The 13,249-nt window shown below is 43.1% G+C and carries 6 protein-coding genes; all 6 read left to right on the forward strand.

Going from position 1 to position 13,249, the window contains the following annotated elements:
- Positions 1-604: 604 nt before the first annotated feature.
- Positions 605-2,383 (forward strand): transporter, encoded by a 1,779-nt coding sequence (locus MSG35_RS05485; protein WP_248383273.1) that lies wholly within the window; start codon positions 605-607, stop codon positions 2,381-2,383.
- Positions 2,384-2,603: 220 nt separating this feature from the next.
- Complete coding sequence (locus MSG35_RS05490) at positions 2,604-4,682, forward strand: DUF4962 domain-containing protein (RefSeq protein ID WP_102394655.1); 2,079 nt, start codon at positions 2,604-2,606, stop codon at positions 4,680-4,682.
- A gap of 654 nt (positions 4,683-5,336) precedes the next feature.
- Entirely contained in the window at positions 5,337-6,218 is an 882-nt protein-coding gene (locus MSG35_RS05495) for an NAD(P)-dependent oxidoreductase (RefSeq protein WP_048607064.1), read from the forward strand.
- Between the two features lie 1,052 nt (positions 6,219-7,270).
- A complete protein-coding gene (locus MSG35_RS05500; protein ID WP_248383898.1) occupies positions 7,271-9,142 on the forward strand; it encodes a methyl-accepting chemotaxis protein in 1,872 nt (623 codons plus the stop codon).
- A 235-nt stretch (positions 9,143-9,377) separates the two neighbouring features.
- Positions 9,378-11,135: a polysaccharide lyase family 7 protein gene (locus MSG35_RS05505; protein ID WP_248383275.1), complete on the forward strand. Its 1,758-nt coding sequence runs from the start codon at positions 9,378-9,380 to the stop codon at positions 11,133-11,135.
- 421 nt (positions 11,136-11,556) lie between these two features.
- Positions 11,557-13,125 (forward strand): polysaccharide lyase family 7 protein, encoded by a 1,569-nt coding sequence (locus MSG35_RS05510; RefSeq protein ID WP_248383277.1) that lies wholly within the window; start codon positions 11,557-11,559, stop codon positions 13,123-13,125.
- Positions 13,126-13,249: the final 124 nt, after the last annotated feature.

The following is a 13,249-nucleotide window of genomic DNA, read 5'->3' on the forward strand; positions in this document are numbered from 1 at the left end:
TTAAGTTAATTCCTTCTTGTATACGATCTAGCGATCGTTCTCTTTACCATCATAATAAAAACAATATTACGCTCGATATTCGTTTTTAAGACATTCGAGCTCCCCCAAATAATTATGCGTCATCCATGATTTTTCATTTTTGTATATTTTGAATCTACCATCGTTTGAACTGGATATGCCTCTTCTATATTGATTAATTTAAGTAGAATTCTAATGAAATTATCCACTCTCAATAGATAAAAACACTGGTTATTGTGTGATAAATGAGGGCGATTTAGCTCTGATTTGGCTTTTATTATTTTTGAGGATTTTATATTTATATGTGTTTGGTTGTATTTGTTAATAAGTGTGCAAAGTCTCACTTTTTTGTAAGTCTTTGATTTTAATGGGTGTGATGTTCTTTGGCCTTGGTTTTTTGAGTTTTTACCTCAAACACCAGTAATTGCCTTAATGGATTGGCCATATTCCATCCTATGTCATATATATAATTAACTTAATCAATCAAAATAAGATCGCCATCACTTATTTGGATTATTGTACTACAAATAAAGTTTGAGATTTCCTATAGTCCTCGTAACAAAATACAACGGACAAAGGATACACGATGGAACTCAACACGATTATTGTCGGCATTTATTTCCTATTCTTGATTGCGATAGGTTGGATGTTTAGAACATTTACAAGTACCACCAGTGACTACTTCCGCGGGGGCGGTAACATGTTGTGGTGGATGGTTGGTGCAACCGCCTTTATGACCCAGTTTAGTGCATGGACATTCACCGGTGCGGCAGGTAAAGCGTATAACGATGGTTTTGCAGTAGCGGTTATCTTCATAGCTAACGCATTTGGTTACTTCATGAACTTCGCATACTTTGCTCCAAAGTTCCGTCAACTACGTGTAGTAACGGTAATCGAAGCAATTCGTATGCGTTTCGGTGCGACTAACGAACAAGTATTCACTTGGTCTTCAATGCCAAACAGTGTTGTTTCTGCCGGTGTATGGTTAAACGCACTAGCAATCATCGCTTCTGGTATCTTCGGTTTCGACATGACAGCAACTATCTGGATTACCGGTTTGGTTGTATTGGCAATGTCTGTAACGGGTGGCTCATGGGCGGTAATCGCATCTGACTTTATGCAGATGGTTATCATCATGGCAGTAACCGTGACATGTGCTGTTGTTGCTGTTGTTCAAGGTGGCGGTGTTGGTGAAATCGTGAATAACTTCCCAGTAGCGGAAGGCGGTTCTTTCCTTTCTGGTAACAACATTAACTACTTAAGCATCTTCAGCATTTGGGCATTCTTCATCTTCGTGAAGCAGTTCTCTATTACTAACAACATGCTTAACTCTTACCGTTACCTAGCGGCTAAAGACTCAAAGAACGCGAAGAAAGCGGCGCTACTAGCGTGTGTGCTAATGCTTTGTGGTGTATTCATCTGGTTCATGCCTTCTTGGTACATTGCAGGTCAAGGTGTCGACCTAGCAGCAGCTTACCCAGAAGCAGGTAAGAAAGCGGGTGACTTTGCTTACCTATACTTTGTACAAGAGTACATGCCAGCAGGTATGGTTGGCCTTCTAGTTGCGGCGATGTTTGCAGCGACAATGTCTTCAATGGACTCTGGCCTAAACCGTAACTCAGGTATCTTTGTTAAGAACTTCTATGAACCAATCGTTCGTAAAGGTACGGCTAGCGAAAAAGAACTAGTAACGGTTTCTAAGATTACTTCTGCTGTGTTTGGTATTGCTATCATCCTTATTGCACAGTTCATCAACTCGCTTAAAGGTTTGAGCCTGTTCGATACCATGATGTATGTAGGCGCACTTATCGGCTTCCCAATGACAATTCCTGCATTCCTTGGCTTCTTTATTAAGAAGACTCCGGACTGGGCTGGTTGGGGTACGCTAGTGGTTGGTGGTATGGTTTCTTACTACGTAGGTTTCGTTGTTAACGCTGAAATGGTGTCTTCAGTCTTCGGTCTAGAAGAGCTAACAAGCCGTGAATGGTCTGATGTTAAGGTAGCTATCGGTCTGATTGCTCACATTACGCTGACAGGTGGTTTCTTCATCCTATCAACTCTGTTCTACAAGCCATTAACTGAGAAGCGTCAAGCAGACGTTGATAAGTTCTTCGGTAACCTGTCTACTCCATTAGTTGCGGAGTCAGCAGAACAGAAAGTACTGGATAACAAACAGCGTGAAATGCTTGGTAAACTGATTGCGGTAGCGGGTGTCGGTATCATGCTAATGGCTCTACTCACTAACCCAATGTGGGGGCGCCTAGTCTTCATCCTTTGTGGTGTGATTGTTGGTGGTGTTGGTGTGCTATTGGTTAAAGCGGTCGATGACGGCGGCAAGCAAGCGAAAGCAGTAACTGAAAGCTAATACATAGAAAACGATTATAATAGAATGCGACGACTCGAAAGGGCGTCGCATTTTTTTTGCTCTGCGAAACGGAAAAACTGTCAGGTGGAAGATATCTGACCTAAATCACGAAAACTGTACAAAATGGTTCAATCGAACCGAAATAGATTCAATTGTACTACAATAAGACGTATATTGTTGCTAATTCCTTTCAATCAACTTGAAAAATAAGTGAGTTAGAATGAGCGACCAAAAATCTCTTGATGCAATCAGGAAGATGAAGCTGGAGAATGATACTTCAGCAGGTAATCTTGTAGACCTACTCCCTATCGAAGTCCAAACACGTGACTTCGACCTATCATTCCTAGACAACTTGAGCGAAGCACGTCCACGTCTTCTTGTTCAAGCAGATCAGTTAGAAGAATTCAAAGCGAAAGTGAAAGCTGATGAAGCTCACTGCATGTTTGATGATTTCTACAATAACTCGACAGTTAAGTTCCTTGAGACTGCTCCTTTCGAAGAGCCTCAAGCGTACCCAGCTGAGACGGTAGGTAAGGCTTCTCTATGGCGTCCTTACTGGCGTCAAATGTACGTTGATTGCCAAATGGCACTGAACGCGACACGTAACCTAGCAATTGCTGGTGTTGTGAAAGAAGACGAAGCGCTAATTGCTAAAGCAAAAGCTTGGACTCTAAAACTGTCTACGTACGATCCAGAAGGTGTGACTTCTCGTGGCTATAACGATGAAGCAGCTTTCCGTGTTATCGCGGCTATGGCTTGGGGTTACGACTGGCTACACGGCTACTTCACAGATGAAGAACGTCAGCAAGTTCAAGATGCTTTGATTGAGCGTCTAGACGAAATCATGCACCACCTGAAAGTGACGGTTGATCTATTGAACAACCCACTGAACAGCCACGGTGTTCGTTCTATCTCTTCTGCTATCATCCCAACGTGTATCGCGCTTTACCACGATCACCCGAAAGCAGGCGAGTACATTGCATACGCTCTAGAATACTACGCAGTACACTACCCACCATGGGGCGGTGTAGACGGCGGTTGGGCTGAAGGTCCGGACTACTGGAACACTCAAACTGCATTCCTAGGCGAAGCATTCGATCTATTGAAAGCATACTGTGGCGTAGACATGTTTAACAAAACATTCTACGAAAACACAGGTGATTTCCCGCTTTACTGCATGCCTGTTCACTCTAAGCGCGCGAGCTTCTGTGACCAGTCTTCAATCGGTGATTTCCCAGGTCTAAAACTGGCTTACAACATCAAGCACTACGCAGGTGTTAACCAGAAGCCTGAGTATGTTTGGTACTACAACCAACTGAAAGGCCGTGATACTGAAGCACACACCAAATTCTACAACTTCGGTTGGTGGGACTTCGGTTACGACGATCTTCGCTTTAACTTCCTTTGGGATGCACCTGAAGAGAAAGCACCATCGAATGATCCACTGTTGAAAGTATTCCCAATCACGGGTTGGGCTGCATTCCACAACAAGATGACTGAGCGTGATAACCATATTCACATGGTATTCAAATGTTCTCCGTTTGGCTCAATCAGCCACTCTCACGGTGACCAAAACGCATTCACCTTGCATGCATTCGGTGAAACGTTAGCGTCAATCACTGGCTACTACGGTGGTTTCGGTGTTGATATGCACACGAAATGGCGTCGTCAAACGTTCTCTAAGAACCTTCCACTATTTGGCGGTAAAGGTCAGTACGGCGAGAACAAGAACACAGGCTACGAAAACCACCAAGATCGCTTCTGTATCGAAGCGGGCGGGAACATCTCTGATTTCGACACTGAATCTGATGTGAAGATGGTTGAAGGTGATGCAACAGCGTCTTACAAGTACTTCGTTCCTGAAATTGAATCTTACAAGCGTAAGGTCTGGTTTGTTCAAGGTAAAGTATTCGTAATGCAAGACAAGGCAACGCTTTCTGAAGAGAAAGACATGACTTGGCTAATGCACACAACTTTCGCAAACGACGTGGCAGACAAGTCTTTCACTATCCGTGGCGAAGTTGCGCACCTAGACGTAAACTTCATCAACGAGTCTGCTGACAACATCACTTCAGTTAAGAATGTTGAAGGTTTTGGCGAAGTTGACCCATACGAGTTCAAAGATCTTGAAATCCACCGTCACGTTGAAGTGGAATTCAAGCCATCGAAAGAGCACAACATCCTTACGCTTCTTGTTCCTAATAAGAACGAAGGCGAGCAAGTTGAAGTGTCTCACAAACTTGAAGGCAACACGCTAATGCTAAATGTCGACGGTGAAACGGTTTCAATCGAACTGTAATTCGCTGAAGCAACAGAAGCTAGATATTAAAAACTCCGAGTGAAAGCTCGGAGTTTTTTTGTTTGGCTAGTTAGTAAGTTGTATTAGTCAGTTAAGTTGTATTAGTTGGCAAAGTTGGAAACCCGGCAGGTTGAAACGAAACTAATTGGCCCAGAGAGCAAATCGCTTCTCGATGCCAAGTCAGTAGATCGAGGGCTAAACCTGGAAGTTGATACACACAAAGACTGTGTATGTACTTAGCCACGATGTTCAATGAAAGGTGCAGGAGTAGTATACGAGACCTACATTTATCACTCTGTTAAAAGAATAGGGCGCCAACCCCTTTTTCGTAAAAACTGATATGACTTACTTCTGCGTGAACAGTCTAATCACTGGCTGAGTAGGGGAGTCGTGAACTATACATAGGTAAAGGCGTAGCTTGTGCTTACTAATCGTATGACATTTAACGTATGTTATTTCATCAATAGACGGTTTTTAAAGTGGCAAATAGTTCCTGTAAGTACAAAGCGTGACCCATATTTTCTCGTAAAGTGAACCCCCGTCACAACTTACGTCTAACCATTAAATCAATGCCCTAAAACTATTGCGTAACGAGAAAGACGTAGTTATTATAATGAGCATATAATCATACAATACTATATTTGGAGTTTGAACATGACTAAACCTGTAATCGGTTTCATTGGCCTAGGTCTTATGGGCGGCAACATGGTTGAAAACCTGCAAAAGCGCGGCTACCACGTAAACGTAATGGATCTAAGCGCTGAAGCTGTTGCTCGCGTTACAGATCGCGGCAACGCAACTGCATTCACTTCTGCTAAAGAACTAGCTGCTGCAAGTGATATCGTTCAGTTTTGTCTTACAACTTCTGCTGTTGTTGAAAAAATCGTTTACGGCGAAGACGGCGTTCTAGCGGGCATCAAAGAAGGTGCAGTACTAGTAGACTTCGGTACTTCTATCCCTGCTTCTACTAAGCAAATCGGCGCAGCTCTTGCTGAAAAAGGCGCGGGCATGATCGACGCACCTCTAGGTCGTACTCCTGCACACGCTAAAGATGGTCTTCTGAACATCATGGCTGCTGGCGACATGGAAACTTTCAACAAAGTTAAACCTGTTCTTGAAGAGCAAGGCGAAAACGTATTCCACCTAGGCGCTCTAGGTTCTGGTCACGTGACTAAGCTTGTAAACAACTTCATGGGTATGACAACTGTTGCGACTATGTCTCAAGCTTTCGCTGTTGCTCAACGCGCTGGTGTTGATGGCCAACAACTGTTTGACATTATGTCTGCAGGTCCATCTAACTCTCCGTTCATGCAATTCTGTAAGTTCTACGCAGTAGACGGCGAAGAGAAGCTAGGTTTCTCTGTTGCTAACGCAAACAAAGACCTTGGTTACTTCCTTGCTCTTTGTGAAGAGCTAGGTACTGAGTCTCTAATCGCTCAAGGTACTGCAACAAGCCTACAAGCTGCTGTTGATGCAGGCATGGGTAACAACGACGTACCAGTAATCTTCGACTACTTCGCTAAACTAGAGAAGTAATCGACGTACGACCTCGCTAGGGTATTGCCTGTCCTTTTAGGCGGCGATACCTCAGCGAGGTTCGTTTTTATCTGCCATACCCAACCCTTTGTTTCCTCGTTAAACTCTTCTACTTCTACTTCTACTTCTACTTCTACTTCCTCAGCTACACCTACTCAAAACTCTGTTTGACTATTTTACTGCCTCAATTCCTATTTTTTCTATATCTACTTGTAAATTCAAAGCCGTCTAGCATCCACTCGTTCACTTACTTTTCTACGTAAACTTAAAACCAGTGCACTTACAGGATTGTTGGTGATGACTTAACACCGCTCGTGTATCGGGCCTGAAAAGAAAGTAAAAAAAAGCCCACACAGCTGGTGACTGTATGGGCATGTTCGGACGAGCCGTCTGGAAAAACAAATGATCAGTAGCAAGTGAAAAAACGAATAACGAGATCCCCCGACAGTTTCTACGTTAAACGCGTTCAATGACCTTAAAGCGGCTGCTTCAATTATCACTTTGAACTGAACAAAAGCATCCAAAAAGAACTTAAGTTATGATTCAAATACACCATAACTTAAGGCTTATTGTATTACAAATAAATTTTAAGATTGAATGCCTTTAGTGAATGGTTAGTTGGTGGAAGTGTGAGTTAAGACTCATTTTTTACTCTACTGGGTGAGGAGAAGAAGAAGAGTTTCCGAAAAGGTATTATCGGAGAAATGATGAGCTAATTATCCAAAAATCGATCTATTTGAATGCGTTATGCGTCAATGTTTAACTTCGAACAAAATCCAAACTCATAAATGATACCTATGTCACAGGGCGGTTTTAGCCAGTTTTAATATATCAAGATCGCTCACAGAATGGTCGGTCAATTAAACATACAATATTAATTAAATTGATGGTTGTGACGATGGATCGGCATGAACAAGTTTCGCTTTCCGTATCTTCGAGAATGTAAAAAACGACCATTTCATTCGGATGAAAATAATAGACATAGGTTGATATGGATGATGAGTTTTATGAATTCAAAATTGTCTCTAGGGTTTAAAGGAAAATTGATTTTAATGGTAGCGATTGTCAGTTCCAGTGCTTTGGCATTTACGAACTGGTTTACGCTTAACTTGGCCACTGAACAGGTAAACCAAACGATTTATAACGAGATTGATCACTCACTTACGATAGAAATTAATCAAATAGAAAATACCGTTCAGCGCACTATCGATACCGTTAACTCTGTTGCACAAGAGTTCATGAAATCCCCATACCAAGTGCCGAATGAAGCACTCATGCATTATGCTGCAAAGCTCGGTGGCATTGACAAGATTGTGGTGGGTTTTGACGACGGCCGTTCTTATACTTCTCGCCCTTCAGAGTCTTTCCCTAACGGTGTTGGGATAAAAGAAAAGTACAATCCAACCACTCGACCTTGGTATCAACAAGCGAAATTGAAATCAGGCTTATCTTTTAGTGACCTGTTTTTCACTAAGAGTACTCAAGTGCCTATGATCGGCGTGACCTACTCATACCAAGATCGTGTCATCATGGCCGACATACGTTTTGATGATTTGGAAACTCAGCTTGAACAGCTGGACAGCATCTACGAAGCCAAAGGCATTATCATCGACGAGAAGGGGATGGTGGTCGCTTCAACAATCGAAAACGTGCTTCCGCAAACCAATATATCTTCTGCAGATACTCAAATGAAACTCAACAGTGCCATTGAACAGCCTGATCAATTCATTGAGGGTGTGATTGATGGCAACCAGAGAATTTTGATGGCCAAGAAAGTGGATATTGGCAGCCAGAAAGAGTGGTACATGATCTCTAGTATTGACCCTGAACTCGCGCTCAATCAGTTGAATGGCGTGATGTCGAGTGCGCGCATTCTTATTGTGGCTTGTGTACTTGGCTCGGTGATATTGATGATTTTACTTCTAAATCGCTTCTACCGCCCAATCGTGTCACTGCGCAAAATCGTCCACGATCTATCTCAAGGTAACGGAGACCTGACTCAAAGGCTTGCTGAGAAGGGGAATGATGACTTAGGGCATATCGCCAAAGACATCAACTTGTTCATTATCGGCTTACAAGAGATGGTTAAGGACGTCAAATTTAAGAACTCGGATCTCGATAGTAAGGTACTGAGTATTCGTGAAGGTTGTAAAGAAACCAGCGATGTACTGAAAGTTCACACTGATGAAACGGTTCAAGTGGTCTCTGCAATTAACGGCTTGTCTGAAGCATCAAACGAAGTCGAGAAGAGCTCTCAGTCGGCGGCACAAGCAGCAAGAGAGGCCGCTGTGTTCAGTGATGAGACGAAACAGATTAACACGGTGACGGAAACCTATATCAGTGATCTTGAGAAGCAAGTCTGTACCACTTCTGATGACATTCGCTCAATGGCCAATGAAACGCAGAGCATCCAGTCTATCGTGTCTGTGATTGGCGGAATTGCGGAACAAACTAATTTGTTGGCATTGAATGCGTCAATTGAAGCGGCGAGAGCGGGTGAGCATGGTCGAGGTTTCGCGGTAGTTGCTGATGAAGTCCGTGCGTTAGCCAACCGAACTCAAATCAGTACCTCTGAAATTGATGAAGCGCTGTCTGGCTTGCAGTCTAAATCAGATGGTTTGGTTAAATCGATTGAGTTGACCAAAAGCAACTGTGAAATGACGCGTGCTCAAGTGGTTCAAGCGGTAAATATGTTGGCGAAGCTAACGGAACAGATGGAAACTGTGAGTCGTTTTAACAATGACATTTCGGGTTCGTCTGTTGAGCAAAACGCTTTAATTCAAAGCATCGCTAAGAACATGCATAAGATTGAAAGCTTTGTTGAGGAGCTTAATAAGCTAAGCCAAGATCAGTTGACTGAATCAGCAGAAATCAAAACACTTAATGGCAGCGTTAGTGAGTTGATGGGCAGCTTTAAGGTTTAATTTTTCTAATATTTATATAAAAATCAACACACTAAGTTTAGTTGTTGATCTGAGAGCCACTCAATAACTTGCGAGTTTAGAGTGGCCTTTCTGCGTTGTCTTTGAGTCTAACTCTACGTAATATCCGTTCATTCCTCTTCATTTGCCGCATCTCACATTCTGATAAATAGACAATTGACATAAAATAGTACAAATATACATTGTCACTCAACTCTTATGGATAAGTGAGATAAATGTGAATAAGCCAATCTTCATCGTAGTACTTGCTTCGCTTACGTATGGCTGCGGTGGAAGCAGCTCCAGTGACTCAAGTGACAGTAGTGACCCTTCTGATAGCAATAACCCAGGAACGTCTTATGGTGTTGTTGCTCCCTATGATATTGCCAAGTATCAAAACATCCTTTCCAGTTCAGATCTTCAGGTCTCTGATCCTAATGGAGTGGAGGGCAATAAAACCTCTGAAGTCAAAGATGGTAACTTCGATGGTTATGTCAGTGATTATTTTTATGCTGACGAAGAGACGGAGAATCTTATCTTCAAAATGGCGAACTACAAGATGCGCTCTGAAGTTCGTGAGGGAGAAAACTTCGATATAAATGAAGCTGGCGTAAGACGCAGTCTACATGCGGAAACAAGCCTGCCTGATATTGAGCATGCCATGGCGAGTTCTCCCGCTGATCACGATGAAGTGACCGTGCTACAGATCCACAATAAAGGTACGGACGAGAGTGGTACGGGTTATATCCCTCATCCACTATTGCGTGTGGTTTGGGAGCAAGAACGAGATGGCCTCACAGGTCACTATTGGGCAGTCATGAAAAACAATGCCATTGACTGTAGCAGTGCCGCTGACTCTTCAGATTGTTATGCTACTTCATATAATCGCTACGATTTGGGAGAGGCGGATCTCGATAGCTTCACCAAGTTTGATCTTTCTGTTTATGAAAACACCCTTTCGATCAAAGTGAACGATGAAGTTAAAGTCGACGAAGACATCACCTACTGGCAGCACCTACTGAGTTACTTTAAAGCGGGTATCTATAATCAATTTGAAAATGGTGAAGCCACGGCCCACTTTCAGGCACTGCGATACACCACCACACAGGTCAACGGCTCAAACGATTGGGATATTAACGATTGGAAGTTGACGATTCCGGCGAGCAAAGACACTTGGTATGGAAGTGGCGGTGACAGTGCTGCTGAACTAGAACCTGAGCGATGCGAATCGAGCAAAGACCTTCTCGCCAACGACAGTGATGTCTACGACAGCGATATTGGTCTTTCTTATTTCAATACCGATGAAGGAAGAATGCACTTTAGAGCTGATATGGGTTATGGCACTAGTACACAAAACTCTAACTATATTCGCTCTGAGTTAAGGGAGTTGTATCAAAGCAGTACTCAACCGGACTGCAGCACCAGCGATGAAGATACAAGTTGGTACTTGAACGACACACGAACCAATAAAACCAACCATCAGCTCACCGCTACCTTGCGAGTTGAAGATTACCCGAACATCAGCAATCAAGATCCAAAAGTGGTACTTGGACAAATCCATGGTTGGAAGATCAATCAAGCATTGGTGAAACTATTATGGGAAGGCGAGAGTAAGCCAGTAAGAGTGATACTTAACTCTGATTTTGAGCGCAACAACCAAGACTGTAATCATTGTGACCCGTTCAGTGTCGAGTTAGGTACTTATTCGGCAAGTGAGGAGTGGCGATATACGATTCGTGTCAATCAAGACGGTGTCTACTTAGCGACTCATGATTTAGATGGAACCAACACCGTTTTTCATTTAATCCCTTGGGGACAAGATTACACAGATAAAAATGGGGACACGGTTTCGTTAACATCAGATTGGACATCGACAGACATCGCTTTCTATTTCAAAGCGGGCATCTACCCACAATTTAAGCCTGATAGCGACTATGCGGGTGAAGTGTTTGATGTGAGCTTTAGTTCTCTTAGAGCTGAACACTATTTGAATTAGCTAACGTTTGAGTAACAACAATGACTGCTTTAAAGACCATATTGATTCCTAACAATGTGGTCTTTTTTTAACTGCTGCGACACTGTTAAATGAGATGTTCTGAACGACAAATGCTCTGCTCGAGTGATGCAAATTCTCACCATTACCGCTCGGGTTTTTCGCCCTTGATAGCCCATTTCGCATTCTAAATTTTTATATATTGTCTTTTATCAATAGGAAGTGTGATCCAGTTAAAGTATGGAAAAAGCGGAAAGTGTTCCCAGTCTCATTTATTCAACGAAGTGTTTTATTTGTATTATAAGATTACGTAATATTTTTATGTTGTCGCAAATACTGAGAGAAGAAACGCCTTATAGCTCGTGTTTGCCAATTTTGCTTTCACTTACAAACGCTGCCTTTGTAATATAATAATGGATTAAATATGAAACAAATCACTCTAAAAACCTTACTCGCTTCTTCTATCCTACTTGCGGTTGGTTGTGCGAGCACGAGCACGCCTACTGCTGATTTTCCAAATAACAAAGAAACTGGTGAAGCGCTTCTAACGCCAGTTGCGGTTACCGCTAGTAGCCATGATGGCAACGGCCCTGATCGTCTCGTTGACCAAGACCTTACAACACGTTGGTCATCTGCGGGTGACGGTGAGTGGGCAACGCTAGACTATGGTTCAGTGCAAGAATTTGATGCGGTTCAAGCATCTTTCAGCAAAGGTAACGAGCGCCAATCTAAATTTGATATTCAAGTGAGTGTCGATGGCGAAAGCTGGACAACCGTACTTGAAAATCAACTGAGCTCAGGTAAAGCGATTGGCCTAGAGCGTTTCCAATTTGAGCCAGCAGTGCAAGCACGCTACGTAAGATACGTTGGTCACGGTAACACCAAAAATGGTTGGAACAGTGTGACCGGGTTAGCTGCGGTTAACTGTAACATTAACGCTTGTCCTGCTAGCCATATAATTACTTCAGACGTGGTCGCTGCAGAAGCGGCAATGATCGCTGAAATGAAAGCGGCGGAAAAAGCACGTAAAGATGCGCGTAAAGATCTTCGTTCTGGTAACTTCGGTGTAGCAGCGGTTTACCCTTGTGATACTACAGTTGAATGTGATACACGTAGTGCATTACCAGTTCCGACAGGCCTACCAGCGACACCAGTTGCAGGTAACGCGCCAAGCGAAAACTTTGACATGACGCATTGGTACCTATCTCAACCATTTGACCATGACAAAAATGGCAAACCTGATGACGTTTCTGAGTGGAACCTTGCAAACGGTTACCAACACCCTGAAATCTTCTACACAGCTGATGACGGCGGCCTGGTATTCAAAGCTTACGTGAAAGGTGTACGTACATCTAAAAACACTAAGTACGCGCGTACAGAGCTTCGTGAAATGATGCGTCGTGGTGATCAGTCTATTAGCACTAAAGGTGTTAACAAGAACAACTGGGTATTCTCAAGCGCACCTGAATCTGACTTAGAAGCAGCTGCTGGTATTGATGGCGTTTTAGAAGCAACGTTGAAAATCGATCACGCAACAACGACAGGCAATGCGAACGAAGTAGGTCGCTTTATCATTGGTCAGATTCACGATCAAAACGATGAGCCAATTCGTTTGTACTATCGTAAACTGCCAAACCAAGCAACGGGTGCGGTTTACTTCGCACACGAAAGCCAAGATGCAACTAAAGAGGACTTCTACCCTCTAGTGGGCGACATGACGGCTGAAGTGGGTGACGAAGGTATCGCACTTGGCGAAGTGTTCAGCTATCGTATTGACGTTAAAGGCAACACGATGACTGTAACGTTAATGCGTGAAGGCAAAGACGACGTTGTACAAGTGGTTGATATGAGCAACAGCGGCTATGACGTAGGCGGCAAGTACATGTACTTCAAAGCCGGTGTTTACAACCAAAACATCAGCGGCGACCTAGACGATTACTCACAAGCGACTTTCTACCAACTAGACGTATCGCACGATCAATACAAAAAGTAATCTGGTCGAATAACACTTAATATTAAAGCTATCGCAATAGCCTCCAGCCTCAGGGTTTGGAGGCTTTTTTGTGCCTGTTATTTGGGTAAGGTAAATAACAGGCTGCTAAATAGTTCAAGTAAAG

The sequence above is a fragment of the Vibrio sp. 1CM23M genome (genome assembly GCF_023161755.1).
Lineage (GTDB): Bacteria > Pseudomonadota > Gammaproteobacteria > Enterobacterales > Vibrionaceae > Vibrio > Vibrio coralliirubri.